This window comes from Stenotrophomonas sp. NPDC077461 (assembly GCF_049545475.1).
Taxonomy (GTDB): domain Bacteria; phylum Pseudomonadota; class Gammaproteobacteria; order Xanthomonadales; family Xanthomonadaceae; genus Stenotrophomonas; species Stenotrophomonas nematodicola.
The window spans coordinates 221460-246374 of sequence record NZ_JBMWDO010000004.1 but is presented as its reverse complement, the minus strand read 5'-3'; the positions used below and the strand labels follow the sequence as shown (position 1 = coordinate 246374).

21 protein-coding genes and 1 pseudogene are annotated in these 24915 nt (G+C 68.3%); 9 read left to right on the top strand and 13 right to left on the bottom strand.

Annotated elements, in window-relative coordinates:
- Nucleotides 1-73 precede the first annotated feature (73 nt).
- From ACPEH8_RS09855 to ACPEH8_RS09845, 3 genes are all read right to left on the bottom strand, one after another.
- The gene (locus tag ACPEH8_RS09855; protein ID WP_166472725.1) at nucleotides 74-751 is read right to left on the bottom strand and encodes a class I SAM-dependent methyltransferase; all 678 of its coding nucleotides are present in this window, start codon (nucleotides 749-751) and stop codon (nucleotides 74-76) included.
- Between the two features lie 151 nt (nucleotides 752-902).
- Nucleotides 903-1664 carry a DUF72 domain-containing protein gene (locus tag ACPEH8_RS09850; RefSeq protein WP_166472724.1) on the bottom strand — a complete coding sequence of 254 codons (762 nt, stop codon included), beginning with the start codon at nucleotides 1662-1664 and terminating at the stop codon, nucleotides 903-905.
- A gap of 12 nt (nucleotides 1665-1676) precedes the next feature.
- Nucleotides 1677-2111: a pyridoxamine 5'-phosphate oxidase family protein gene (locus ACPEH8_RS09845; protein ID WP_136006136.1), complete on the bottom strand. Its 435-nt coding sequence runs from the start codon at nucleotides 2109-2111 to the stop codon at nucleotides 1677-1679.
- Between the two features lie 251 nt (nucleotides 2112-2362).
- Between ACPEH8_RS09845 and ACPEH8_RS09840 the strand changes: the two genes are divergently transcribed.
- Entirely contained in the window at nucleotides 2363-2680 is a 318-nt protein-coding gene (locus ACPEH8_RS09840; RefSeq protein ID WP_082316379.1) for an ArsR/SmtB family transcription factor, read from the top strand.
- A 10-nt stretch (nucleotides 2681-2690) separates the two neighbouring features.
- Nucleotides 2691-4019 carry a DUF2867 domain-containing protein gene (locus ACPEH8_RS09835; protein ID WP_423666607.1) on the top strand — a complete coding sequence of 443 codons (1329 nt, stop codon included), beginning with the start codon at nucleotides 2691-2693 and terminating at the stop codon, nucleotides 4017-4019.
- Nucleotides 4020-4023: 4 nt separating this feature from the next.
- Here ACPEH8_RS09835 and ACPEH8_RS09830 read toward each other — a convergent pair whose 3' ends face one another.
- From ACPEH8_RS09830 to ACPEH8_RS09810, 5 genes are all read right to left on the bottom strand, one after another.
- Nucleotides 4024-4380, bottom strand: coding sequence for a hypothetical protein (locus ACPEH8_RS09830; RefSeq protein WP_017355761.1), 357 nt, complete (start codon nucleotides 4378-4380; stop codon nucleotides 4024-4026).
- Nucleotides 4381-4450: 70 nt separating this feature from the next.
- A complete protein-coding gene (locus ACPEH8_RS09825) occupies nucleotides 4451-5641 on the bottom strand; it encodes a metallophosphoesterase (RefSeq protein WP_208020034.1) in 1191 nt (396 codons plus the stop codon).
- A 72-nt stretch (nucleotides 5642-5713) separates the two neighbouring features.
- On the bottom strand, nucleotides 5714-6181 hold the full coding sequence (locus tag ACPEH8_RS09820) for a DUF1801 domain-containing protein (protein WP_017355759.1): 468 nt from the start codon (nucleotides 6179-6181) through the stop codon (nucleotides 5714-5716).
- A 48-nt stretch (nucleotides 6182-6229) separates the two neighbouring features.
- Complete coding sequence (locus tag ACPEH8_RS09815) at nucleotides 6230-6667, bottom strand: DUF1801 domain-containing protein (protein ID WP_017355758.1); 438 nt, start codon at nucleotides 6665-6667, stop codon at nucleotides 6230-6232.
- Nucleotides 6668-6734: 67 nt separating this feature from the next.
- Entirely contained in the window at nucleotides 6735-7241 is a 507-nt protein-coding gene (locus tag ACPEH8_RS09810; protein WP_017355757.1) for a GNAT family N-acetyltransferase, read from the bottom strand.
- A 120-nt stretch (nucleotides 7242-7361) separates the two neighbouring features.
- Here ACPEH8_RS09810 and ACPEH8_RS09805 point away from each other — a divergent pair, with 120 nt between their 5' ends.
- From ACPEH8_RS09805 to ACPEH8_RS09795, 3 genes are all read left to right on the top strand, one after another.
- Nucleotides 7362-7931 (top strand): TetR/AcrR family transcriptional regulator, encoded by a 570-nt coding sequence (locus ACPEH8_RS09805; protein WP_423666605.1) that lies wholly within the window; start codon nucleotides 7362-7364, stop codon nucleotides 7929-7931.
- A 54-nt stretch (nucleotides 7932-7985) separates the two neighbouring features.
- Nucleotides 7986-9101, top strand: a complete 1116-nt coding sequence (locus ACPEH8_RS09800) for an MBL fold metallo-hydrolase (protein WP_017355755.1) — start codon at nucleotides 7986-7988, stop codon at nucleotides 9099-9101.
- Nucleotides 9102-9184: 83 nt separating this feature from the next.
- Nucleotides 9185-9898, top strand: coding sequence for a hypothetical protein (locus tag ACPEH8_RS09795; RefSeq protein WP_423666603.1), 714 nt, complete (start codon nucleotides 9185-9187; stop codon nucleotides 9896-9898).
- A 226-nt stretch (nucleotides 9899-10124) separates the two neighbouring features.
- Here the strand turns inward: ACPEH8_RS09795 and ACPEH8_RS09790 are convergent, their stop codons facing one another.
- Nucleotides 10125-10676 (bottom strand): single-stranded DNA-binding protein, encoded by a 552-nt coding sequence (locus tag ACPEH8_RS09790; RefSeq protein ID WP_136006121.1) that lies wholly within the window; start codon nucleotides 10674-10676, stop codon nucleotides 10125-10127.
- 329 nt (nucleotides 10677-11005) lie between these two features.
- Between ACPEH8_RS09790 and ACPEH8_RS09785 the strand changes: the two genes are divergently transcribed.
- The 3 genes and pseudogenes from ACPEH8_RS09785 to ACPEH8_RS09775 all read left to right on the top strand — a co-directional run.
- Entirely contained in the window at nucleotides 11006-12037 is a 1032-nt protein-coding gene (locus ACPEH8_RS09785) for a LacI family DNA-binding transcriptional regulator (RefSeq protein WP_136006119.1), read from the top strand.
- Between the two features lie 96 nt (nucleotides 12038-12133).
- Nucleotides 12134-13027 carry an ABC transporter ATP-binding protein gene (locus tag ACPEH8_RS09780; protein WP_136006117.1) on the top strand — a complete coding sequence of 298 codons (894 nt, stop codon included), beginning with the start codon at nucleotides 12134-12136 and terminating at the stop codon, nucleotides 13025-13027.
- A gap of 13 nt (nucleotides 13028-13040) precedes the next feature.
- A pseudogene (locus ACPEH8_RS09775) lies at nucleotides 13041-16559 on the top strand (ABC transporter permease/M1 family aminopeptidase); the annotation flags it as partial.
- A gap of 151 nt (nucleotides 16560-16710) precedes the next feature.
- Here ACPEH8_RS09775 and ACPEH8_RS09770 read toward each other — a convergent pair.
- Genes ACPEH8_RS09770 through ACPEH8_RS09755 form a run of 4 tightly spaced genes read right to left on the bottom strand, consistent with a single transcriptional unit; the run spans nucleotide 16711 to nucleotide 22574 of the window.
- The gene (locus ACPEH8_RS09770) at nucleotides 16711-17091 is read right to left on the bottom strand and encodes an SseB family protein (protein WP_017357541.1); all 381 of its coding nucleotides are present in this window, start codon (nucleotides 17089-17091) and stop codon (nucleotides 16711-16713) included.
- A gap of 52 nt (nucleotides 17092-17143) precedes the next feature.
- Complete coding sequence (locus tag ACPEH8_RS09765) at nucleotides 17144-18865, bottom strand: alpha-amylase family glycosyl hydrolase (RefSeq protein WP_423666601.1); 1722 nt, start codon at nucleotides 18863-18865, stop codon at nucleotides 17144-17146.
- Entirely contained in the window at nucleotides 18865-20352 is a 1488-nt protein-coding gene (locus ACPEH8_RS09760; RefSeq protein ID WP_423666599.1) for an MFS transporter, read from the bottom strand. The genes ACPEH8_RS09765 and ACPEH8_RS09760 overlap by 1 nt, the downstream gene beginning before the upstream one ends.
- Entirely contained in the window at nucleotides 20349-22574 is a 2226-nt protein-coding gene (locus ACPEH8_RS09755; RefSeq protein ID WP_423666598.1) for a Six-hairpin glycosidase-like protein, read from the bottom strand. Before ACPEH8_RS09755 ends, ACPEH8_RS09760 begins: the two co-directional genes overlap by 4 nt.
- A 249-nt stretch (nucleotides 22575-22823) precedes the next feature.
- On the opposite strand from ACPEH8_RS09755, the gene ACPEH8_RS09750 reads away from it, so the two are divergent.
- Nucleotides 22824-24890: a glycoside hydrolase family 97 protein gene (locus tag ACPEH8_RS09750; RefSeq protein ID WP_166472713.1), complete on the top strand. Its 2067-nt coding sequence runs from the start codon at nucleotides 22824-22826 to the stop codon at nucleotides 24888-24890.
- Nucleotides 24891-24915: the final 25 nt, after the last annotated feature.

The following is a 24915-nucleotide window of genomic DNA, read 5'->3' as shown; positions in this document are numbered from 1 at the left end:
GCGGTCGGGCTCCACGACAGGGACATGGCTGGCGAGCCTACGGCATCGGGCCTCCACGCCATGTCATCCCGGCTCAGACCACGGCGGTCACACTGCCAGCCTGGCGGGTGTAGCGCAGCAGACGGCCACGCCCCGGGGCATTGCCCTCGTCCTCGAACAGGCCGTACTCCTCGCTGACCGCATACCCCTGCAACGCCATCGCGCGCGAGAAGCCTCCGACATTGCCGCGCCCGGGGTCGGTGAGCAGGAGCTCGGCATCCGGTCGCGCATGGCGCTCCATCATCGCGGCGATCTGCACGCCGTGCCCGCGTTCGTACAGCACATCGCTGCCGATGATCAGGTCGAACCGGCCCAGTGTCGTATCCGGCAGTTCCCAGGGCAGGTCGCGGTAGTGGATCGCCGGAAGATCGTTGAGGCCGGCGTTGTAGGCCAGGAACGACTCGGCCAACGGATGGTGGTCACTGGCCACCACATCGGCCCCGCGATGCGCCAGCACCAGACTGGACAGGCCCAGACCGCACCCCAGCTCGAGGATGCGCTTGCCGGCGATATCGACGCGGCTCATGGTCTCGGCCAGCACCCGCCCGGCTGGCCATATCTGGCCGAACAGGCTCCACAGCGAGGAGTGGATGCCGGCGCGCTGGGCGCGGCCGGTGGGGTCGGCAAACTGCTGCAGATCGCTGAGTGCGCGGATGCGGAAGTCGTGGCCTGCAACCGGAATGGTGAGAATGCGGGTGGTATAGCCCGGCATGTGCGCTCCGTAGGGGTACGGCGACGGCGGCCTCCACGCGGAAAGCGGCAGTCAGGAAGTGGAGCGAAGCGGGCGGTCGGGAACGGACCGCGCAGGACGCGCGTAACGGCGTGGGACCCGCGCATCGTACAGCAGCCGCGCCGCGTACCCTTCACCCCGCGCTGCCCATGCCGGCCAGCAGCACCTGCAGCCGTGCCGCATTGGGCACGGCGAAGCCCTGCGCGGTGTTGTCGAAGATGACCCACGCCGGTGCATGCGCAGGCAGATGGCGTTGCACCGCGGCGGCCAGCGCCGCGAGTGCGGCGTCGGGGTAGTCGCTGTAGTACATGCGGGGTGAACCGTGCCAGCGCCAGTAGGCTGGCGTGGGCGCGCCACCGGGAACGGCCGACTGCGGATGCACGACCGGATCAACCGCCGCGCGTGCCACCCCATGTCGCTGCAGCAACGCATCGGCCCGCGGATCGAACCAGCTGGCATGACGCGGCTCGCAGACCACCGGCGCACGCGTACGCCGGCGCAGCGCACGCAGGAAGGCCGATACGCGGCGCGCATCGAAGGTCAGTGACGGCGGCAACTGCAGCAGCAACGCGCCCAGATGCGGCCCCAGACCGGCCACTTCACCCAGGAAGCGATCCAGCAACGGGCCTGCGCCGACCAGGCCCGCCTCATGCGACACCGCGCGGGGCATCTTCACCGAGAAGCGGAAGTGCGCCGGCACCGTGGCTGCCCAACGCTCGTACGTACGACGCTGATGGGCCCGGTAGAACGAGGAGTTGATCTCGACCACGCTGAATCGCGTGGCGTATCGCGCAAGCAGGCTGTCGCCCGCCCCGAACAGCGCGGCGTCACGGGTCGGGATGGACCAGCCGGCGCATCCGACCTGGACCGGCGGCGCCGGCGGTTGGCGGGACATCGCGGCCGGTCCTCAGCGCAGGATCTCGCCCTCGTCTTCACCGTCCCAATAATGGATGCGCGTGGCGGCGACATGGATGAGCAGCAGGCCGGGCGTATCCACGCCCTGGTCGAACCAGCGCTCCAGATCCTTCACCCAATGCTGCTGCATCGTCGCCTTGTCGCGCACCAGCGCCGCCCGGCCCTGCACCGCAACGAACAGCGGCGGCTTGCCGAGCAGTGACTTCTTCCCGGTGAAGCTCAGCGCCACCTTGGGGTTGCGCTGGATCTGACGCACCGCATCAGTGTCTTCCAGCGAGAAGAACCAGCTGTCGCCGTCGTAGTCGACGTCGCCGTTGTTGCTCATCGGACGGCCGGCGATGTCGCCGCTGTCGGTATGGGTCTGCAGCAGGGTGAAGTCGATGCCGGCCATCTTCTTGGCCAGGTCGTGCAGGGTCAGGGTGGTCATGGCGGTTCCACTCGGGAAGGGACGGACAGCGTCCGTGCCGGCCGGTGACCCCGCCGTGCACGGACGCTGCCTTGCCCTTCACATCACCGGGCCTGGTGGACCACCCGGTTGGCGTCCACACGCCACGTGCCAATGGCGCGTGAAGTGCGTCGCAGGGCAACGGCTGCAGGTGACCGAGTGGTGCCGACGGGCGCTTGACATCGGCGCGCGGGCGGAACACCATTAGTTAACGAATTAGTTAACTGATCGTCATGGACCGCATCTTCGACGCCCTCGCCTCCACTGCCCGCCGCCAGATCCTCGCCTACCTCAATGGCGGCGAGCTGAGTGCCGGCGAACTGGGCGAACGCTTCGATTTCAGCAAGCCGGCCCTGTCCAGCCATCTGCGCATCCTCGAAGACGCCGGCCTGATCGAGCGCGAGAAGCGGGGCCAGTTCGTGTACTTCCGCCAGGTGCCTGACCGGCTGGCCAACACCCTGTTCGCCTGGGCCGCCGAAGTGTGCCCGGTCGGCGGGCCGCTGCAGCGCGAAAGCCGCGCCCGCGCGCGGCGCAGGACCCCCACCGGATAAGGAGCCCGGCATGCTGGACGTGACCCTTCCCAGTCGTTCGTTTCCCAGCATCCACCTGCCCTCCGTCGGCGACGGCAGCCCCGTCGAAGTCACCGTGATCACCCGGCTCGGCATCGGTGCCGGCGACCAGGCCGTGAACGATGCCGGCGCGCGACAGGCCGCCCATCCGCAGTTCGTCGACGCCCTGGATGAGCCCTCCGCCCGCCTCGGCGACATGCATCTGGCGCACGGCGATGCATCGTCGTTGTACTCCTTCGCGGTTGGCCCGCAGGGGCACCCGTTCCACCGCCACGCCGGGCCACGCATGTTCACCGCCATTGCCGGCAGCGGCGGCGCACAGCTGCGCTTCTCGACCGTCACGGACGCACAGTTGGACCACGCGCCTGCGGCGTTCGTGCAGGCATTGCGCTGCGTGGACATTCCGCCGGACTGCCTGTTCACCGTGCGCTTCGGCGGCGGCACCTGGCACCAGTTCGTCAGCCGGCGACCGCCGCACCCGGCATTGTTCGCCCTGTCCTGCCATCCTGACGACCGCGCCGGCGCGCTGTCCGACGCGCAGCGCGCGCGCGTGGCCGATGGCAGCGCCGACCTTCCCACGCTGACCGATACCCTGCCGCCGGTCGTGCAGCGCCTGCTGGACGAACTCGACATGGACAGTGTGCCGCGCGTGACCCTGTCGCTGCAGGCCCCGTCGCGCGGGCACGTGCGCCGCCCGGCAGCACCGATGCCGGTGACGCGCCATCCGGCGCCGCCGGCCGACTCCCTGCTACGGCACGCGTTTCCCGACGGCTGCCACCATCAGGATCATGCCTTCCTCACCCTGCCACCGCGCGCGTCCGGCACGCCCTCTGCACGCCGCCTGCTGGAGGCGGTGCTCGACGGGTTCGTGCGCAATCCGCCGGCGTCGGTGCGTCGCCTGATGGCCCTGCGCAATGTGCTGGTGGCACCGTTGCGGTTGCGTACCTCACCGCTCGGCTGCCCGGTGTCCTCACTGCTGTCGGAGGATCGACGCGAACTGTTCGCTGGCCGCTTCCCCGTGCTGGCCCAGGCGCTGGCAGCCGACGATCGCCGGGCCGAGGTCATGCTCGGTGCCGACGACCGCCATCTGCAGTTCCGCTCCTGCGTGAGCGTGCAGTACCTGGAGGACGGCAGCGCGCGGGTGTCGCTCGGCACACGGGTGCGTACCCTCAACCGGTTCGGCCGGATCTACATGCTGCTGATCGATCATGTGCACCGCCACTACATCGGCCCCACCCTGCTGCGAAGGGCGGTCGAACATGCGCTGGCACCAGCGTCGAGCGGGACCGCGCGGGACACCGCAGTGCAACCGTCGGTCTAGCGGCTCAGTCGCCCCCACCGCCACCGTCACAGCCACCCCCACCATCGCTGCCGCCACCGCTGTCGCCACTGTCACAGCCGCCACTCCAGCCCGTGCCAGCCGCATCGCTGCTGGTGTAGGAATACGGATAGGCACCATCCGCCGGGTCCTGCGTGGTGCTGCCACTGCTGCGCGAGGGCTGGCCCGGCGTGCGGTCCATGAAGGTGATCAGCACGCCGAGCAGCGCACCGAACACCGGCAGCAGCCAGACAATGGCCAGCATGCCCACGCGCCGGCGTGCAGACCCTTTCAGCCGGCGCCACGCGTACAGCGACACGACCAGATTGAATACCACCAGCCCGATGGCCACCTGACTCAGCATGCAGTGGATCTCCGCCACGCGGCACCTCGCCGCCGGGGTGGACTATAGCGCGCGTGCCGACCGCGCTGATCTACGGCTGCCGGGCGCTGCGCAGCGTGATCAGGGTGATCTCCGACGGCACGCCGATGCGGGCCGCGAAGCCCGGCCACAAGCCCGCACCGTTGCTGACATACAGCGTCATGCCGTCGACCGCGTAGCGGCCCGACACGAAGCCACCGTTGGCGCGCTTGACCAGCTGGTCCATGCCCACGATATGGCCGCCGTGCGTATGCCCGGACAACTGCAGCGCCACACCGCGGGCGGCATGGGCATGCGCTTGGCGCGGGCGATGATCGAGCAGGATCACTGGCGCCGCCGGATCGGCGCCCGCCAGCGCCGCGTCGAGGTCAGGCATCGGCAGGTCGTAGCGCGTGGCGACCGGGTCGGTCACGCCCGCCACGGTCAAAGTCGCCCCGTTGCGCCGGATCTGCGCATGGCTGTTCTCCAGTACCTGCATGCCCATGCCGCGGAAGGTGTGCATCCAGCCTGCGTAGTCGGCGTAGTACTCATGATTGCCGGTAATGGCGATCACGCCATCGCGTGCGTGCAGCTGGCCGAGCGGACGGATGTCATCGGCGCGCGCCGCGACGGTGCCATCGACCAGATCGCCGGTGATCACCACCAGGTCCGGCGCCACCGCGTTGCTGCGCGCCACCACCTCGGCCACCCAGTCCCCGGTGAGCAGGCGGCTGGCGTGGAGATCGGTCAACTGCAGCACGCGGTAGCCGTCGAACTGTGCCGGGAGACCGACAATGGCGACCTCGATCTGGCGCGTCTTCGGTACGGCGATGCCCTGCTGGATGCCGTAGGCCGACACCAGCAGTGCCACAGCGGCGGCGGCCGGACGCAGCCAGGGACGGCGCAGCGCGGCCACCGCCTGCGGACGCCGCAGGAGCCGGGCACCAAGCAGCAGGCCATCGAGCGCAAGCAGTGCGAGCGCGGACAGCAGCACTGCGATGAAGCCGGTGGCCAGCACGACGATGAGTGGGCCTGGAATCTCCGGGGATGCCATAGTCCCGGCGAAGGTTGCCACGATGCGATGGTGCAGCCCCATCGCCACCACCAGCAGCGCCAGCACACCGCGCGCCCCGCGTGGCACACGCAAGGGCCATACCAACCGCCAGACGACATACAACGACAGCACCAACGCAACCAAACTCAGCACAGGCAATTCCTGGAAAACCGTGGGGACAGGCGCACGGCCGCCGTCGGCGACGCGCATGCAGTCGGACATGGTGGCTGATCCGCCCGACCGGCTCCAGTGCGTTGCGCGCTGCCCTGCCCTCGCCGGGTGTCAGACCTTCCTGGCGACCTTCCGCGCCGGCCGCGCAGCCGCCTTCTTCGCCGGCGCGCGCATCTTCGACGCGTTCAACGCCACCGCCGCGCGGATCAGTGCTTTCAACGCCGTGGCGTTGAGCGTGTCGCCCTCATGCACATCGATGGCGCGGCGCGTGTTGCCGTCCAGGCTGGCATTGAACAGGCCGGCCGGATCCGGCAACGACGCGCCCTTGGCGAAGGTCATCTTCACCGCCGACGTGTAGGTTTCGCCGGTGCACAGGATGCCGTCGTGCTCCCACACCGGCACGCCCCGCCACTTCACGGTTTCCACGACCTGCGGATCGGCCGCGTGGATGATCGTGCGGATGCGGGCCAGCACCTCGCCGCGCCAGTCGTCGAGGGCGGCGATCTTCGCGTCGATCTGCCGGGCAGCGGAGGGGCCGGGGTCGGTGGCAGGCAGGGCGGGGGCGGTACGCGGGGTCATGGTCGGCTCCTGGCAAGCGGTCAACGGGGCAAGGGAACAACGATGGCGTTACATGCGTTCGCCGGGCAGGCTGCTGGCCTGTTCCACCCAGCGCGTGAACTGCGCTTCATCCAGCGGTACATGTTCCTCGATGTGCAGGTAGCGCGTGTCCTGGCTGCGCGACGCCACCGGGGGCACCGGCTGCAGCGACAGGCCGCGGAAGAAGGCCACCTTGATGTAGCCGGTGAAGCAATGCAGGCTGAGGAACCAGCCGTCGCCCGGCTGGCCATACAGCGGCGAATTCCACTTCACTGCCTTGTGCACGCCGGGAACGGCGGCCACGATCAGCGCATCCAGCCGCGCGCCAACGGCGCGTTTCCAACCAGGCATGGCCGCGATGTACGCCTGCACGGGCGCATCGCCGTCGCCTTTGGCGATCTGCGGATTGCCGCCGGACAGCAGGCGGGGTGCTTCAGATGCGGGGCGCGCAGGCGGTCTGGTCGACATGGCAGGTCTCTGCGGCGGGGTCCCTCCGCCTTATAGACCCGTGCGCGGCGCATGACAATGCACGCACTCAGCGCCGGTGTCGGTAGACCAGGTCCGTGGGGTCCGCACGCGGCGCCGCATCATCGCGCACAGCGCCCATGCGCTGCGCGACCCGCGCGGAAGCCACATTGCCGGGACTCATGTAGCTGACCAGCGTGTCCAGCGCCAACGTCGTGTACGCCCAATCACGCAGCGCGGTGGCGGCTTCGGTGGCATAGCCCTGGCCCTCCTGCCCGGCATACAGCAGCCAGCCCAGCTCCTTCTCCGGGAACAGCGGACCGTGGTTGATGCCGACCTGGCCGATGCAGGCGCCGGTGTCGCGGTGCTCGATCATCAACGCGCCGTGGCCGAAAAAGTGCCAGTTCGCCAGGTCGTGGCAGAACAGGCCCCACGCGCCGCGTTGGTCATAGGGCCCGCCCACCCCGCCCGACCGCGCCGAGGCGAGAAACGCCGCGTAGGCCGGGAAGTCGTCCAGGGTCTGGGCACGCAGGCGCAGGCGCGGCGTCAGCAGGGTGATGATCGAAGCGGCGTCCATCCAACAGCGTTCCGTACGGGTCACCGCTCAGTATGAACCGCTCCGCAGCGCGGCGTAACGTGTGCTTGCTCGGGGCGGCGAAACACCGTTAAATGAGCACTCACTCACTTAATGATCCTCATGGCCCGTCCCCTCAGCGAAGCGAAACGAGACGCCATCCTGGCTGCCGCCGGTGCGCTGGTGGCGGCGCAGGGCGTGGGCGCGTCGACCGCGCAGATCGCGCGCGCGGCCAAGGTCGCCGAAGGCACGGTGTTCACCTATTTCGAGACCAAGGATGCGCTGCTCAACGCGCTGTTCGTGCGCCTGGAGATGCGCCTGGCAGCCGCCATCGGTGACGACTTCCCTGCCGATGCCGACGCCCACGACCAGTTGCAGCATGTCTGGAACGCGCTGGTTGCGTGGGGCGCGGCGCACCCGGTGGACCGCATGGCGCTGCGCCAGCTCAAGGTCTCCGAGCGCATCAGCGCGCCGACGCGGGCCCACTGCGAAGGCCTGTTCGGCGGCATGCTGCAGTCGCTGGAAACCAACCTGGCCCCGCACATCGACGCCGACCGGCTGCCGTTCTACCTCGGCCGGGTGCTGGTCAGCCTGCTGGAAACCACGCTGGAAGCGATGGCCGCCCAGCCCGACCAGCGCCAGGCCCTGCAGCAGGCCGCGTTTGACCTGTTCTGGAAAGGCATCCAGCGCTGACCTGTTTTTTCACCATTTAAATGAGTGCCTACACACTCATATATCGAGACCCGCATGCGATTCCTGCCCGTCCTCGCCGTTGTGCTTGCCACCACTTCCCTCCTCATCTGGACCCTGCACGTGCCTATCGCCGCCCATGACCGCTCGCCGCAGATGACCGCCGGCCAGTTCACCAATCCCGCCCCGAAGCCAAAGGAAACCCTGGGCGGCACGCTCAAGCTGCTGTGGGAATTCCTGTTCGACCGCCCGGCCGGCACCACGCCGCCGCAGGCGCCTCCGGTGCGTGCGGTAAGCGCGCGGGAACTGGCCACGGCCCCCGACCACAGCCTGTACCGGCTTGGTCATTCGACGCTGCTGATCAAGCTGCGCGGTGGCTGGTGGCTGACCGACCCGGTGTTCTCAAGGCGCGCCTCGCCGGTGCAGTGGATGGGACCCAAGCGCTTCCATGCGCCGCCGATCGCGTTGAAGGACCTGCCACCGATCCGCGGCGTGGTGCTCTCGCACGATCACTACGACCACCTCGACCGCGCCACGATCAAGCATCTGGCCACCCGCGCGGACGTGTTCCTGACCCCGCTTGGCGTCGGCGACCGCCTGATCGCCTGGGGCGTTCCGCGCGAGCGCGTGCACCAGCTCGACTGGTGGGAGCAGATCGATATCGACGGCGTGCGTTTTGTCGCCACCCCGGCGCAGCACTTCTCCGGGCGCGGCCTCCGCGATGCCAACCGAACGCTGTGGGCGTCCTGGGTGATTCTGGACGCAGACCTGCGCGTGTTCTTCAGTGGTGACACCGGCTATTTCGACGGCTTCAAGCGCATCGGCGAACGCTACGGTCCCTTCGATGTCACCTTCATCGAAACCGGTGCCTACGATGCCAAGTGGCCGTTCGTGCACATGCAGCCCGAGCAGACCGTGCAGGCCCACCAGGACCTGCGCGGGCGTTGGCTGCTGCCGATCCACAACGGCACCTTCGACCTGGCGCTGCACCAATGGGACGAGCCGTTCGAGCGGGTCAGCACGCTGGCCGCCGAGCGGGCGATTCCGCTGGCCACCCCGGGCATGGGCGAACGCATGGATCTGGATGCGCCGCAGTCGTTCAGCCCGTGGTGGCGCACGGTCAAGGCCGCGCAGGATGCACGCCGCGACGTGCCGGTGGGATCACCGATGTAACCCCGTACAGCGGAACCGCAAGGGCGCCACGCTATCATCGACACCCCGCGCAGCAACGCACTGCCGCCCCCCCAGGACCCTCCATGCAGATCGACCTCCGCGCGATACCCACCGCGGGATGGGACGCCACCGGCGTCCCGGAGTTTCCCTGCTGCCCGGACCCGCAGCTGGGCAGTCTGGCCAAGGCCGGACGTGATGCAGCCGACATCGACGCGCTCATCGCGTTCCTGCAGGACAGTTTCACCAGCACGCTGTATGCGTTCGGCCACATCCTGCGCGCGCATCTGCCGCCCCGCCACCTGCGCCTGCAGGCGGCAGCCATCGGCACCCTGCACCAGGGCGGCACCGACGCCATCGTCCACCACGGCAACCTGATCGTCGACGGCGACCTGCAGCCGCCCTCGCTGCTGCTGGTCACCGGCAACCTCACCGTCAACGGCGTCCTGCGCGACACCGGCAATGTAGCGGTGCTCGGTGACCTGCACTGCCGACACGTGGGCTCGGAAGCCTGGTTCATCGTTGGCGGCGACTGCGTGGCCGAGGGCTTCGTCTACGGTTCCTGCAACGACACCGTGTTCGAAGTGCTGGGTACGCTGCGCGCCCGCGCGGTGGTGACCGACGACCATGCGATGTACGCCGAAGACGGCATGATCGTCACGCACGCGCCCACCTTGCCGGGGGTCAACTGGGAGGTTCAGGTGTTCGATCTGTGGGACCCGGTGCACCGCCAGGAGCTGCTTGCCGCCGTGGGAACCGATATCCATGCGGTGGTGCCGGTGAAGGCGTTCGAGGACTAGGACCTGGGGTGAGCGCGGTCACGGCGTGCTGGACTGCACAGCAGTCCTGCTTCCCAGCGTCCTGGCTTTCTGGAACCGACTTTCTGGTATCGCGAAACGCATCGAACACGAACGCCGCGCGCGCGGAGGCAAGTTCCGGACGCTGGCCTCATCCACGTCAACATGAAAAAACCCCGGATGGCACCAGGCCACCGGGGTTTGATTCATGCGCCAAGTCAATGAAGACTCAGAACGGAATATCGTCATCCGCGAAGTCGTCCATCGGCGGTGCCGACTGCTGCGGCTGCTGCTGCGGACGCTGCTGCTGGCCGTAACCACCGCCACCGCCGCGCTGACCGCCGCCACCACCACCACCGCCGTACTCCTGGCGCGGGGCCTGCTGGCGCTGCGGACGCTCGCCGCCGGCGTAGTTGCCACCGCCGCCACCGCCACCGCCGCCTTCACCACGGCCGCCCAGCATCTGCATTTCATCGGCGATGATGTCGGTGGAGTACTTCTCCACGCCGTCCTGGCCGGTGTACTTGTCGTAACGCAGGCTGCCTTCGACGTAGACCGAGCTGCCCTTGCGCAGGTATTCACCGGCGATTTCGCCGAGCTTGCCGAAGAACACCACGCGGTGCCATTCGGTACGCTCCTGCTGGTTGCCGTCCTTGTCCTTGCGGACGCTGGTGGTCGCCAGGCTGATGCGGGTGATCGCCATGCCGCCTTGGGTGTACTTCACGTCCGGGTCGTTGCCGAGGTTGCCGACCAGGATGACTTTGTTGATGCCGCGCGCCATAGGGTTGCTCTTCCGTTGTCCGAGGGCAGACCGCAGTCATACCACAGCCCGGACGGGGTGCGGATGCGCGGGGCCGCCCAAGGGAAATTTGGGGGGTGACAGAATGCCCCATCTTACCATTGCCACCACGCCCGACCCTGTGGGAATTCCGGTGGGAAGCGGCCAGAAACCTCCCAATGGCCTGTGCGGCAAGGGCCACGGCGGTTCAGGCTGGCGCCGCCGGCCCCTGCCCTGCCGGCCTGTCCGGCCAGGGCTGGCGGGCGGCCGGGGCAGGCCAGGACCGGTCGCACATGGCATCATGCAGGTCGTCGTTCCCGCCGTACCCCGCAATGACCATCCGAGGCAAAGCCACTTCCCTGGACATCGCCCACCTGGCCGGGGTGTCGCAGCCGACCGTGTCGCGCGCCCTGCGCGGCAGCCCGATGGTCAACCCGGAAACCCGCGAGCGTATCCTGCGCATCGCCCGGGAGCTGAACTACAAGGTCGACAAGAACGCCTCCAGCCTGCGCCTGCGCAATGCCGGCACGCTGGCGCTGCTGTTCTTCGAGGACCCCACCAACGACGACTCGCTGATCAACCCGTTCTTCCACGCCATGCTCGGCTCGATCACCCGCGCCTGCGCGCTGCGTGGCTACGACCTGCTGGTGTCGTTCCAGCAGCTGTCCACCGACTGGCAGGCCGATTACGAAGACAGCAACAAGGCCGACGGCATCATCCTGCTCGGCTACGGCGACTACCACGAGTCGCGCGAGCGCCTGCAGCGGCTGGTCGAGCAAGGCACCCACTTCGTGCGCTGGGGTGCCGCCCTGCCCGACCAGCCCGGGCTGTCGATCGGCAGCGACAACTTCCAGGGCGGCTTCGACATCACCGCCCACCTGCTCGACCAGGGCTGCCGGCGCATCGCCTTCATCGGCCATGCCTCCAGCCACTACCCGGAGTTCGAGGAACGTTATCGCGGCCACGTGGCGGCGATGGCCGCGCGCGGGGTGGCTGCCGAGCCGGCGCTGCAGCATGACGCGATCACCACCGAGCAGGACGGCTTCGATGCGTGCCAGGCACTGCTGGCGCGCGGCGAGGCGCTGGACGGGATCTTCGCCGCCAGCGACCTGATCGCCATCGGAGCGATGCGCGCCCTGCGCGAGCACGGCCTGCGCGTGCCGCAGGACGTGGCGCTGGCCGGGTTCGACGATATTCCGCTGGCCGCATCGGTCTCGCCCACGCTCACCACCGTGCAGCAGGACACCAAGCAGGCCGGCCAGCTGCTGGTGGAGAAGCTGCTGGCGCTGATCAACGGCGAGGCGGTGGACGGCCAGACCATCGCGGTGAAGCAGGTGCTGCGGGAGTCCTCGCGGCGCGGCTGAGGCGGGCCCGGCGGCGGCCATGACTTACGGCGGATGCAGCGCCGCCCGTTTCCCCGGATAAGTCGATCTTCAACACAGGGAAAGGTGTCCGCCCCCATGCTGCAGATCCGCTCGCTGTCCAAGACCTACGCCAATGGCGTGCACGCGCTCGACGCGGTCACCCTGGATATTCCCCGTGGCATGTTCGGGCTGCTCGGCCCCAACGGCGCCGGCAAGTCCTCGCTGATGCGGACCCTGTCCACCCTGCAGGAAGCCGACAGCGGCAGCGTAACGCTGGAAATCCCCGGCGAGGCCCCCATCGACGTGCTGCGCGACAAGGATGCCGTGCGCCGCCGGCTGGGCTATCTGCCGCAGGATTTCGGCGTATACCCCAAGGTCAGCGCGCTGGATCTGCTGGAGCACTTCGCCGTGCTCAAGGGCATCACCCACAAGGGCCAGCGCCGCGAGGTGGTGGACGGCCTGCTGCAGCAGGTGAACCTGTGGGACGCACGCAAGCGCAAGCTGGGCACCTACTCCGGCGGCATGCGCCAGCGCTTCGGTATCGCCCAAGCGCTGCTCGGCGACCCGCGCCTGGTGATCGTCGATGAGCCTACCGCCGGCCTGGACCCGGAAGAGCGCAACCGCTTCCTCAACCTGCTGGCGGCCATCGGCGAGAACGTAGCGGTGATCCTGTCCACCCACATCGTGGAGGACGTGACCGACCTGTGCCCGACGATGGCGATCATGAACAAGGGCCAGGTGCTGCTGACCGGCAAACCCAGCGATGCGATCGATGCCCTGCAGCACCAGGTGTGGCGCAAGCAGGTCGATCCGTCCGCGCTGGCCGGTTACGAGGCCAACCATGTGGTGCTGTCCACGCGCCTGGTCGGGGGCCGGCCGGTGATCCATGTGCACAGTGCCAGCGATCCGGGCGATGGATTCCAGGCGGTCGCGCCCGATCTCGAGGATGTGTATTTCCAGCGACTGCGCCTGCAGTCGCGGGCCGCCTGACCGGAGCGCGCCCATGATCACAGCCTTCTTCCGCTTCGAGCTGCGCGAGCAGCTCCGTTCCCCCCTGCTGTGGCTGCTCTCGGCGCTGTTCGCGGCGCTGGCCTTTGCCGCGGCGTCCTCCGATGCGGTGCAGATCGGCGGGGGCATCGGCAATGTCCACAGCAACGCCCCGACGGTGATCGCCACCTTCATGGGCGGGTTCACCATGCTGGGAATGCTGGTGTCCACCCTGTTCGTGAGCAACGCGCTGCTGCGCGATTTCGACCTGGGCACCGCCGAACTGATCTTCGCCAGCCCGATCAAGCGCCGCGACTACCTCACCGGCCGCATCCTGGCGGCGCTGTTCGCCGGACTGCTGTTCTACCTGGTCATCGCGCTGGGCATGTTCCTGGCCCCCTTCATGCCCTGGGTGGACCCGGAGCGGATGGGCGCAGTCTCGCTGCGCGCGTATGCGTGGACCTTCGCCGTCGTCGTCATTCCCAACCTGATCTTCACCACGGCGCTGCTGTCGCTGCTGGCTGCACTGACCCGCTCGATCCTGTGGGTCTACATCGGCCTGATCGGCTACTTCGTGCTGTATGGAGTGAGCGCCTCGCTGCTGCGCGACATCGACAACACCTGGGTCGCCACCCTGTCCGAGCCGCTGGGCATGCGTGCGCTGTCGCGGACGATCCGCTACTGGGCCGCGGAACAACGCAACACCCAGCTGCCTGAACTGGCGGGCTATCTGCTGGCCAACCGCGCCGTATGGCTGGCGGCCGCACTGGCGATGTTCGCCGCGACCTTCGCCCTGTTCCGCACCGAGCGCAGCGGCAGCGGCCGCCGTCGCTGGGGCCGCAAGGTGGCGCCGCCGGTTGCGTCGGGCGTGCGCCCGGCCGATGTGGTGGTGCCGCGCATCCACCCGACCTTCGGCGCGGCCACCGGCTGGCGCCAGTTCCTGCGCCAGGTCCGTTTCGATACCGCCGGGGTGCTGCGCAGCGTGCCGTTCCTGGTGCTGCTGGTGCTGGGCATGGCCAACTTCATCCCCAACGCGATGTCCCAGCAGTCGCTGTATGGCACGCCGATCTACCCGGTCACCGCCGAGATGCTCGGGTCACTGCAGGGCGCCTACAGCTGGCTGCTGGTGATCATCGTGCTGTTCTACGCCGGGGAACTGGTGTGGAAGGAGCGCGGCGCGCGCCTCAACGAGGTCAACGACGCCATGCCGGTGCCCAACTGGGTACCGCTGCTGGCCAAGTTCACCGTGCTGGTGGCTGTGATCGCCTGCTTCCAGGCCATCGGCGCGGTGGTCTCGATGCTGATCCAGCTGGCGCAGGGCTATACGCGGCTGGAACCGCTGCTGTACCTGCAGACCCTGGCGCTGGACGCGGTGTTCTACGTGCTGATGGGCGGCATGGCGCTGGTGCTGCAGGTACTGACCAACAACAAGTTCATCGGCTATGCGCTGCTGATCGTGGTGATGATCGGCCAGATCGCGCTGGGCCTGCTGGACTACACCCAGAACCTGTACAACTTCGGCGCCTGGCCGAACGCGCCCTATTCGGACATGAACGGCTTCGGCCACTTCCTGCCCGGGCAACTGGCCTTCCAGGGCTATTGGGCGCTGCTGCTGGCGGCGCTGCTGTGCCTGGCCTCGGCCTTCTGGGTGCGTGGCGTCGGCATGGGCCTGCGCCAGCGGCTGGCACTGGCCGGCCGCCGTCTGCGCGGCCCCGCCGGTGCGGGGATGGCAACGGCCCTGCTCGCCTTCGTGGCGGTCGGTGGGTGGCTGTATTGGAGCACCAACATCCGCAACCCGTTCATGTCGCCCGACCAGGAACGCGACCTGCAGGTACGCTACGAACGCGAACTGTCCAAATACCGCAACCTGCCGCAGCCCCGCATCGTCGCGGTGGACAACCGGGTCGACCTGCATCCGGAAACCCAGACCCTCACCATCGACGCGGACTGGACGGTGCGCAACACCCACGCCACACCGATCACCGATGTGCACGTGGGCATGAGCGATGACCGCCAGCTGGTCGCGGTGGACCTGGGCGGGCAGACCCTGGGCTTCCACGATGTGGATCTGGGCTACCGCATCTACCGGCTGAGCACGCCCCTGCAGCCAGGCGAGGAACGACGCTTCCGGTTCCGCGTGGAGCAGCGCCCCAAGGGCATCACCGCCGGGCAGGCACCGACCAACGTGGTGGACAACGGCAGCTTCTTCAACAGCGAGATGCTGCCTCAGTTCGGCTACAACGAGCGCGTGCAGCTCACCGACCGCAACGAACGCCGCAAGCGCGGGCTGGGCGAACCGACCCGCATGCCCAAGCTGGAAGACGAGGCCGCGCGCGCGAACACGTACATCACCGACGACGCCGACTGGCTGCAGTTCCGCACGACCATCTGCACCGCGCCGGACCAGATCGCACTGGCGCCCGGCTATCTGCAGGAGGAGACCACGGTGGATGGGCGGCGTTGCTTCCGCTACGCAATGGACCGGCCGATGCTCAACTTCTACGCGTACCTGTCGGCACGCTGGGAGGTCAAGCGGGGCCGCTACAGGGACATTCCGATCGAGGTCTATTACGACCCGCGCCATGCCTACAACGTGGACCGCATGATCGAGGCGGTACAGAAGTCGATGGCCTACTACGAGGCCAACTTCACTCCGTACCAGCACCGCCAGGTACGCATCATCGAGTTCCCCGGTTACCAGAGTTTTGCGCAGTCCTTTGCCAACACCATCCCCTATTCCGAGTCGATCGGCTTCATTGCCGACCTGCGCGACCCGGACGATGTGGACTACGTGTTCTACGTGACCGCCCATGAGATCGCACATCAATGGTGGGCGCACCAGGTGATCGGCGCCAACGTGCAGGGTGCCACGGTGCTGTCCGAGTCGCTGTCGCAGTACTCGGCATTGATGGTGATGGAGAAGGAGTACGGTCGCCAGCACATGCGCCAGTTCCTGAAGACCGAGCTGGACCGCTACCTGTCCGGCCGCGGCGGTGAACGCATCGAGGAGCTGCCGCTGGAGCGGGTGGAAAACCAGCAGTACATCCACTACCAGAAGGGCTCGCTGGTGTTCTACCGCCTGCGCGAGGAGATCGGCGAGGAGGCCTTGAACCGTGCGCTCAAGCGTTTCCTGCAGGACAAGGGCTTCCAGCAGCCGCCGTACACCACCTCGCGCGAGCTGCTGGGCTACATCCGTGCCGAAACCCCGGCCGATCGCCAGCAGCTGGTCACCGACCTGTTCGAGAAGATCAGCTTCTACGACAACCGGTTGCTGTCGGCCACCGCGCGCAAGCGTCCGGATGGACGCTACGACGTCACCCTGGCGCTGCACGCCGAGAAGCGGTACGCCGACGGCAGGGGCAAGGAGACGGCCGGGAACATGGACGACTGGATCGAGGTCGGTGTGTTCGCCAGCGCCCCGTCGGGCAAGGAACGCGACCAGAAGGTACTGTACCTGCAGCGGCACCACATCACCGACGCTACGCCGACCCTGACCGTCACCGTGGACCAGAAACCCGACGAAGCCGGCTTCGACCGACAACCGTCGCAACGTCACCCCGTAGCGCCGGGCTCTGCCCGGCAACCACGCACACCGGCAACACCCGTAGTGCCGGGCTCTGCCCGGCAACCACGTACAGCACGAACGGAACGGGGACGGCCGACCCACGGTCGGCGTTCCCTGTGCGTCAGCCGAAATCCTTCAGGATTTCGCCGATGCCCTGCGGCGACAGTTCGAAGCCCAGCGCGGTGCCCGGGTTGACGACCACGCCGTAGCCACCGGGCACGCGGCGCAGGACCTCGATCATCAGCATGCGGATCGTGTGCGGCGCCTGCTGGTTGTGGACCCCCACGCGCGACAGATCGGTGAACACCGCCACGTGCAGGACGCCCTGCTTGTCGAACAGCAGGGGATCGAAGCCGCTGCCGTCCGGGGTAACCAGGCTGCCGGTCTGCAGCACCACCTCGGCGGCCACGAAGGCCTTCATGAACAGACCGATCGGGAGCTGACCGTCCATTGCGGATCTGAGCAGGGTTTCGATCGGGGTCTGCGGGGGAAGATCGGTCATGGCGGGGCGGGCGGTGCGGGGGCACCCATTGTACCTGCGGGCGCCGCGCGGCTTAACGGGCCAGCCGGCGGGTTCTGGCCTGCTGGTCATCGACCGCCCGCTGCAGCTCGACCTCCAGCGCCTTCTGGGCAACCGGCGCATCGAGCACGAACACCCGTACACCATGCGCGGGAACCTCGGCCTTCAACGTCGCCCCCACCTCGATGGTGCCCTGCCCCAGCGCATCGCGCCACGTGCCGGGCTGCAGGTAGCGGCGCACCTCGATGCGGCACGCGGCATCGCCCTTGTTGAGCAGTACCAGCGCCGTCTGGGCAACATCGCCGTGCTGCAGCACACGGTAGAACACGGCTTCGTCGCCCTGCAGACGTTCGTTGACCTGCAGGCCACGCTGCAGCGCCGGGGTTGTCTGGCGCAGGCGGGCGATACGCTGCAGCGGCCCGAAAATCGGACTCTGCGGCGCGGCGTCCACCCGTGCCTGGCCGAAGTACGCACGGTTGCCGGCGTGTTCGGCGCGGCTGCGCATGAAGCCGGTTTCCGAGCCGTAGTACAGCACCGGGATGCCGCGCGCGGTGAACAGCCAGTTGTGCGCGTCGATGAAGCCGTTGTCGGTGGCATCCAGCCGCGCCATGTCGTGGTTGTCGTAGAAGCTCATCAGCGCGTACGGGTTCGCGTACGGGCCGCCGAGCAGGTGCAGCGGTTCGGCCAGCGCCTGGAAGCCCTTCTGCTCCTTGCCGAATACCGACGACATCGCCCCGCGCAGCGGGAAGTCCAGCACGCTGACATTGGCGTTGGCAGGCCAGGTGTGCTCGGCAATCCTGCCGGCGTCGTAGTCGAAGGCCTCGCCGAACATGAACATGCCCGGGTGCTCAGCGCGGATGCGGTTGACGAACGCATGCCACCAGGGGTGCGGCAGCCAGCCGATGGTGTCGATGCGCAGCGCGTCCACGCCCTGCGCGGCCCACTGCAGGTAGGCACCCACCAGATAGTCCATCACGGCCGGATTGTGCTGGTTGAAGTCGCCCAGCTCGGCCAGGTTGCCGTCGAAGATCGAGCCGTCCTTGCCGTCGACGGGGCCAACGGTGTTGTAGAACCTGTGCAGCGGAACGTGCGCCGGATCGAGCTGCGGCGGCGGCAGGTTCTGGTGGTCGGCGATGAGGGTGCCGTCCTTGTCGAAGATCTGGCCGAACTGCGGCTGCTTCACCGGCATCGTCCAGGCCGGGGAGCCGTGGTTGGCGACGATGTCCAGCACGACCTTCAGGTCGGTGTCGTGCAGGCCGCGGGTGAGCCCGGCGAAGTCCAGGTCCTTGCTGGGCAGGTGCTCATCGACTCTGTAGAAGTTGACACCCCAGTACCCGTGGTAGCCGGTCTTGCCGCGGTCGGTGAGCGTGCTGGTGCAGCTGATCGGCTTGCTGCCGGTGAAGGCCTCGTCCGGGTTGTCGACGATGGGGGTGATCCACACCGCGCCGAAGCCGAGGTTGCGGATGTACGCCGCGTTGTCGAGCACGCCCTTGAAATCACCGCCCAGGTAGCCGATGTTGCCGTCCACCTTGTCCGCGCACGGCACGGGAATGTCGAAGGTGCGGTGCTTGCCCCCCTGGTCGCGGTGGTCATTGGACGGGTCGCCGTTGACAAACCGGTCGGTGACCACGAAATACACCGCGTCGCTGGCGAAGGGCTCCAGCGTGCCCACGTACTCCGGGCGGCTGCCCGCCCACGCGGCGTTGCTCAGCAGCGCCAGCGTCAGGCCCAGCGACAAGGGGGAATACGCACGCATCAGACAACCTCCTGGTGGGCCGGCACCCGCAGTACGCACAGCCCGGCAATGAACAGACTCACCCCGCCCAGCACCAGCACGTGCATCGGCTCGCCGCCGAGCCACACGCGCAGGGTGAAGCCGAGCGCGGCAGCCGCGACCAGCTGGGGAATGACGATGAAGAAATTGAACAGGCCCATGTAGATGCCCATCTTGGCGGCCGGTACGCTGTCGGACAGCAATGCATAGGGCAATGACAGGATCGACGCCCAGGCAAAGCCGACGCCGACCATCGACAGCAGCAGCCAGCGCGGATCATCGATCAGCATCAGCGAGATGAGCCCCAGCCCGCCCAGCCACAGGTTGACCAGGTGGCTCCAGCGCAGGCCCATCCAGCGGACCATCACCGGAATCAACAGGGCGGCCAGTGCCGCAAAGCCGTTGTAGGCGCCGAACAGCACGCCCACCCAGTTGGCGCCTTCGTTGTAGGCGGCCGTGGCCGGATCGCTGGAGCCGAAGTGGGTACCGGCCACGGCGGCGGTGGTGTAGATCCACATCGCGAACAGCGCGAACCAGGAGAAGAACTGCACCCACGCCAGCCGCCGCATGGTGCGCGGCATGGCGCGCAGGTCGTCGACGATGACCGCCAGCATGTGCCGTCCGGGAACCACCCGCGCCACGCCCAGCAGCAGGCCGTAGGCCGCGCACAACCCGGCCAGCACGTAGAGCATCTTGTCGCCGTCACGCCACGCGATGGCCATCGCCAGCGCGACGCCGAGTGCGATCCACGCGCCGATCCGGCTCCACGCCGGCGGACCGGTCAACGGCGCGCTCTGCTGCGCGGCAGGCGGTTCGGCGTCGTCGAAGCCGGCCAGTTCCTGCGGCGAATACTCGCGGGTGCTGAACACCGTCCACGCGATGGACGCCAGCAGCACCGCGGCGCCGAAGTAGAACGCGTAGCGCACGGTCGGCGGCACCTCGCCGGCAGCGGCGGTGTTGGCCACGCCGAAGTGGGCCAGGATGAACGGCATGAAGCTGGCGATGATGGCACCGACGCCGATGAAGAAGCTCTGCATCGCATAGCCGGTGGGGCGCTGTCGCGGCGAGAGCTTGTCACCGACGAAGGCGCGGAACGGCTCCATCGAGATGTTGATGGAGGCATCCAGCACCCACAGCGTACCGGCCGCGATCCACAAGGTGGGCGAGTTCGGCATCACCAGCAGCGCCAGCGTGGTGAACACCGCGCCGATCATGAAGTACGGGCGGCGGCGGCCCCAGCGCGTCCAGGTGCGGTCGGACAGGTAGCCGATGATCGGCTGCACCAGCAGGCCGGTCAGCGGCGCGGCGATCCACAGCCCGGGCACGGCATCCATCGGTGCGCCCAGCGTTTCAAAGATGCGGCTGGCGTTGGCGTTCTGCAGCGCGAAACCGAACTGGATGCCGAGGAAGCCGAAGCACATGTTCCAGATCTGCCAGAACGACAGCGTTGGCTTGGCGGTGCGGCTCATCGCACGACCTCCGCGTCGCCCGCAATCGGCGCGATCAGCAGTGCGCTGACGGTGGCCGCGTTGAGCATGCCATCGCGCCCGCCCTTGCCGCCGTTGTACTGGGCGAAGTGCTCCAGCGCGCTCATGTTGAAGCCCTGCGCCAGGCTGAACCGGCATCGCCCCCTGGGGAGGTCGAACTCGGCGGCGGTGGACTCCTGCGCGCCAACGCTGTGCGGCATCGCCAGCGTGGCGCGCTGCGCCGGCTGGCCCGCGCACTGCACCTCGAGCTGCTTCACTGCCGCGGTGACGCCGGTGTTGATCGGGCCGTTGGGGTTGTCGTAGCGCAGCCGTACCCGCACGCGCGTCGGCGCGGGGGCGGTCCAGGTCCATGCGGCCGCACCGGCCAGACGCTGCTGCGGACCCACGCAGGTGGTCGGGCTGTGCAGCGATTCCAGGGCACCTTCGCGCCGGGTGAGGCTGAGGCAGTGCTGATGGCCGTTGTCGGTGAGGGTATGCGTGGTGCCGCCCACCGGCATGCCGTCCTGCCATAGCTGGTGATGCGCAGGAACCACGACCGTCCAGGTCTTGCCCCGCTTCTGCGGCCGGGGGGCGGCCGGCGTGGCGGGGGCGAAGGCGCTGGGGTCTGCCTGGTCGGGGCGGAACGCGGACGCGCGCGGCGTGTCTCCTGCCGATGCTGCCGCCGGCGGGTCGGCGAGCGGTTCGAGCTGTACGGTCACGGTGTTGCCCTTGCGCACGATTTTCTTCGCCACCAGCAGCGCGCCGTCCAGTGTGCGCGGACGCTTGAGAACATAGCGGGTGGTGCCGTCGTCGAGTTCGATGCTGCTACGCGCGCCGAACAGTTGGGGCACCAGGGCGACGGGCAGCTTGGGGGCCACCGTGCCGTCGGCCTCCACGCCGAACACGCCTTCCAGCACCATCGAGAGGTAGCCGGCCACCGACCACAGCTGGCGCGGCGAGTTGACCACCGGGCCGCTCAGCGCGCCTTCGTCCACATGCACGGCCAGGCGGCGCATCTCGTAGTTTTCCATGTTCGATCCGGCCAGCGCGCTGCCACGCATCAGCGACTCGATCTCCAGCCGGATGCGCGCGGCATCGTCGACGCGGCGTGCGGCGCGCAGCGAATAGGCGCTCACGAACGGCCACACAGCGCGGTTGTGATAGATCGGCTGCTGCGCTTCCTGCGGCCAGACCACCGGGCTGCCGCCCTCCACCACCGGGTAGTTGGCCAGCGCCCGGCGTGCACGGTCGGCCGGGAACACATCGGCCAGTACGCCCAGCGACATCCCCAGCAGGTCGTACTTGGCGTAGGGCACCGGGTGCGCGGCCTCGCCGATGTAGCTCATGTACATCCCGGCGTCCTCGCGCCAGAAGCGCGCGTCGATCTGCCGGGCCAGCGCGTCGGCCCAGGCGGCGTACGTCACGGCGCGTTCGTCGCCCACCTCGCGCGCCATTTTCTCGGCCAGGCGCAACGCCTGATAGTGCAGCACGTTGGTGGACAGCGCGAAGGAATCCCCGATGAAACGGACGTCCTCGCGGGTCCAGTCCGGGTAGGTCTGTTCGCGCCAGTCCAGGAATGAGGTCTCACCGCGGTACAGCCCCACGCGCGCATCGAACACCATCGCGCGGTCCTGCGCCAGCGTGGCCTGCAGTGCCTCCCAGGTCTGGCTGGCGAACGGGGTACTGTCGAGCAGCCCGCGCGCGGCCAGGAACCAGACCACCCGGTCGCTGCTGATCGGCCAACTGCCGCCGGAGCCGGTGTCCTGGGCCACGAACAGACCCGGGGTATGCCCGTCGCGGGCGGCGGAGAGTTTGAACTGCAGGGACTGCCGGGTGCGCACCGGATCCAGCCGCGACAGCGCCAGGTCGGCGGCGAAGCTCACATCACGCGTCCATACGTAGGGCCAGCGCTCGCCGGTCTGGAAGCAGGCGCAGGGCACCGGGTTGCCCTGGTTGAAGGCGGGGTCGCGGATCGCCTCGACGCGGTCGGCCGCAAGCTCCTGCTGCGCCAGCGCGAACAGCGCATCGAACATCACGCTGCCGGTCTGGCTGCGCATCGGCTGGGCACCAATGGCCACCACGCTCTGCCCGCTGGACAGGCGGAATCCGCCGTCGGCAGCCACATCCGCGCGCGCCGTGCGGCCATCAAACGTCAGGTCGGCCGCCGCAGCGGTCGACATCATCGCCGCCCCAAGGGCCGCGGTCAGGCAGATCATCTTCAGCATCGAAGCGGCGGACCGGCTTGCGCCCGTCGGCCTCCCTCCCTCTTTGCACGCGTTGTGGTTCCCCTGCACCGACTGCCCGGCCCGGGGGTCGCGGCCCCCTCCCAGGGTGCCTGTCCTCATGGTAGACGGCACGCCACGGCGCGCGCCTGCCTGCATACGTATTCATGCCGATGCAGCGCACCGGCCGGCCGGGACGCGGGAATCGCGTGGCTATAGTCCAGCCTGGTTCCGGCCACCTTGGGAGGGGAAATGCCGACGAAACTGCTTTCACCGCGCGGCATGAACGCGCACGTCTACCGGCTGGGTGCGATGCTGGCGCTGCTGGTGGCCAGCGCGGCCGCCTGGGCTGCGCCGGTCACTGTGGCCAGCGTGGAATCACCCGGGAAGGTGCTGCGCGTGTCGCTGCAGCTCGATGGCGGCATGCCGACCTACCGGGTGGAGCGCCTCGGCGAGACGGTGGTGGCCGAGTCCCGGCTCGGTTTCCAACTGCGTGACGGACGCCTGGACCGCGACCTGTCCCTGCTCGGCCAGAGCACGCGCAGTGCCGACGGGCAATGGGAACAGCCGTGGGGCGAACGTCGCTTCGTGCGCGACCACTACAACGAAGTGACCGTGCAGCTGGGCGAACGCAGCGGCGCCCGGCGTCGCATCGATCTGGTGTTCCGCGTCTACGACGACGGTCTTGGCTTCCGCTACCGCTTCCCGGAGCAGGCAGGCATGCGCGAGGCGATCATCGACGAGGAACTGACCGAGTTCGTCATCGCCCCCGAATCAACCGCGTGGTGGATCCCGGCCGGTGAGCCGATCCACTATGAGTACCTGTACCAGCGCACGCCGCTGGAGCAGGTGCCGGTGGTGCATACGCCGATCACCCTGCGCAGCCGCGACGGCCTGCACGTGGCGATCCACGAAGCGGCGCTGGTGGATTACGCCGGCATGTGGCTGCGCCGTACCGAAGGCCAACGCCTGCGCGCGCAGCTGTCGCCGTCGGCCGAGGGATGGAAGGTGCGCCGCACCCTGCCCTTCGATACGCCGTGGCGCACCCTGCAGATCAGCGACCGGGCCGGCGGGCTGGTCGAGTCCGACCTGATCCTCAACCTCAACGAACCCAATGTGCTGGGCGATGTGAGCTGGGTGAAGCCGTCCAAGTACCTGGGCGTGTGGTGGTCGATGCACCTGGACAACGAAAGCTGGGCCACCGGCCCGAAGCACGCGGCCACCACCGCCAAGACCCGCAAGGTGATCGACTTCGCCGCCGCACACGGATTCCGCGGCGTGCTCGTGGAGGGCTGGAATCCCGGCTGGGACGGCAACTGGGTGGGCAACGGCTACGACTTCGACTTCACCCGCCCCACCGCCGATTTCGACATCGAGGCGCTGGCCGCCTATGGCGCGAAGAAGGGCGTGCACCTGATCGGCCACCACGAGACCGGCTGCGCGATCGAGCATTATGAAGACCAGCTCGGTGCCGCGCTGGACCTGTATGCGCGGCTCGGCGTGGATGCGTTCAAGAGTGGCTACGTCTGCGATGACGGCCAGGTGGACCGGCGCAATCCGGCCGGCGGCCCGCTCTGGCGTGAGTGGCACGACGGCCAGTTCATGGCCCGCCACCACTTGAAGGTGGTGCAGGAAGCGGCAAAACGACACATCGCGGTGAACCCGCACGAGCCGATCAAGGACACCGGCCTGCGCCGCACCTATCCCAACTGGGTGTCCCGCGAGGGCGCGCGTGGCATGGAGTACAACGCCTGGGGCCAGCCTCCCAATCCGCCCGAACACGAAGTCAACCTGGTGTTCACCCGGATGCTGTCCGGGCCGATGGATTACACCCCCGGCATCCTCAGCCTGAAGGGGCGCGGCGGCCAGGCCATCCCCAGCACGCTCGCACGGCAGCTCGCGCTGTACGTGGCGATCTACAGCCCGATCCAGATGGCGGCCGACCTGCCCGAGCACTACGAACAGCATCGCGAGGCGTTCCGCTTCATCGAAGATGTGGCCGTGGACTGGGACGACAGCCGTGTGCTGAACGGCGAGGTTGGGGACTACGTCACCCTGGTGCGCAAGGACCGTCACAGCCGCGACTGGTACCTGGGCAGCATCACCGACGAGCACGGCCGCGTGCTGCCGGTGTCGCTGGGGTTCCTGGAACCGGACGTGCGCTACCGCGCCGAGATCTACCGCGATGGCGAGCGCGCCGATTACCGCAGCAATCCGTTCGCGTTCGAGCGCGAAACACGCGAAGTGACCAGCGCCGATACGTTGAGCATCGTTCTCGCGCCGGGCGGTGGCCAGGCCATTCGTTTCACGCCGTTGTGAACGACAACCGCGGCAGCGCGCACCA

What these genes read in the sequence shown, in the direction of transcription:
- ACPEH8_RS09855 (WP_166472725.1), bottom strand. Translation starts at nt 751, where the DNA reads ATGCCGGGCTATACCACCCGCATTCTCACCATTCCGGTTGCAGGCCAC.
- ACPEH8_RS09850 (WP_166472724.1), bottom strand. Translation starts at nt 1,664, where the DNA reads ATGTCCCGCCAACCGCCGGCGCCGCCGGTCCAGGTCGGATGCGCCGGC.
- ACPEH8_RS09845 (WP_136006136.1), bottom strand. Translation starts at nt 2,111, where the DNA reads ATGACCACCCTGACCCTGCACGACCTGGCCAAGAAGATGGCCGGCATC.
- ACPEH8_RS09840 (WP_082316379.1), top strand. Translation starts at nt 2,363, where the DNA reads ATGGACCGCATCTTCGACGCCCTCGCCTCCACTGCCCGCCGCCAGATC.
- ACPEH8_RS09835 (WP_423666607.1), top strand. Translation starts at nt 2,691, where the DNA reads ATGCTGGACGTGACCCTTCCCAGTCGTTCGTTTCCCAGCATCCACCTG.
- ACPEH8_RS09830 (WP_017355761.1), bottom strand. Translation starts at nt 4,380, where the DNA reads ATGCTGAGTCAGGTGGCCATCGGGCTGGTGGTATTCAATCTGGTCGTG.
- ACPEH8_RS09825 (WP_208020034.1), bottom strand. Translation starts at nt 5,641, where the DNA reads ATGCGCGTCGCCGACGGCGGCCGTGCGCCTGTCCCCACGGTTTTCCAG.
- ACPEH8_RS09820 (WP_017355759.1), bottom strand. Translation starts at nt 6,181, where the DNA reads ATGACCCCGCGTACCGCCCCCGCCCTGCCTGCCACCGACCCCGGCCCC.
- ACPEH8_RS09815 (WP_017355758.1), bottom strand. Translation starts at nt 6,667, where the DNA reads ATGTCGACCAGACCGCCTGCGCGCCCCGCATCTGAAGCACCCCGCCTG.
- ACPEH8_RS09810 (WP_017355757.1), bottom strand. Translation starts at nt 7,241, where the DNA reads ATGGACGCCGCTTCGATCATCACCCTGCTGACGCCGCGCCTGCGCCTG.
- ACPEH8_RS09805 (WP_423666605.1), top strand. Translation starts at nt 7,362, where the DNA reads ATGGCCCGTCCCCTCAGCGAAGCGAAACGAGACGCCATCCTGGCTGCC.
- ACPEH8_RS09800 (WP_017355755.1), top strand. Translation starts at nt 7,986, where the DNA reads ATGCGATTCCTGCCCGTCCTCGCCGTTGTGCTTGCCACCACTTCCCTC.
- ACPEH8_RS09795 (WP_423666603.1), top strand. Translation starts at nt 9,185, where the DNA reads ATGCAGATCGACCTCCGCGCGATACCCACCGCGGGATGGGACGCCACC.
- ACPEH8_RS09790 (WP_136006121.1), bottom strand. Translation starts at nt 10,676, where the DNA reads ATGGCGCGCGGCATCAACAAAGTCATCCTGGTCGGCAACCTCGGCAAC.
- ACPEH8_RS09785 (WP_136006119.1), top strand. Translation starts at nt 11,006, where the DNA reads ATGACCATCCGAGGCAAAGCCACTTCCCTGGACATCGCCCACCTGGCC.
- ACPEH8_RS09780 (WP_136006117.1), top strand. Translation starts at nt 12,134, where the DNA reads ATGCTGCAGATCCGCTCGCTGTCCAAGACCTACGCCAATGGCGTGCAC.
- ACPEH8_RS09770 (WP_017357541.1), bottom strand. Translation starts at nt 17,091, where the DNA reads ATGACCGATCTTCCCCCGCAGACCCCGATCGAAACCCTGCTCAGATCC.
- ACPEH8_RS09765 (WP_423666601.1), bottom strand. Translation starts at nt 18,865, where the DNA reads ATGCGTGCGTATTCCCCCTTGTCGCTGGGCCTGACGCTGGCGCTGCTG.
- ACPEH8_RS09760 (WP_423666599.1), bottom strand. Translation starts at nt 20,352, where the DNA reads ATGAGCCGCACCGCCAAGCCAACGCTGTCGTTCTGGCAGATCTGGAAC.
- ACPEH8_RS09755 (WP_423666598.1), bottom strand. Translation starts at nt 22,574, where the DNA reads ATGCTGAAGATGATCTGCCTGACCGCGGCCCTTGGGGCGGCGATGATG.
- ACPEH8_RS09750 (WP_166472713.1), top strand. Translation starts at nt 22,824, where the DNA reads ATGCCGACGAAACTGCTTTCACCGCGCGGCATGAACGCGCACGTCTAC.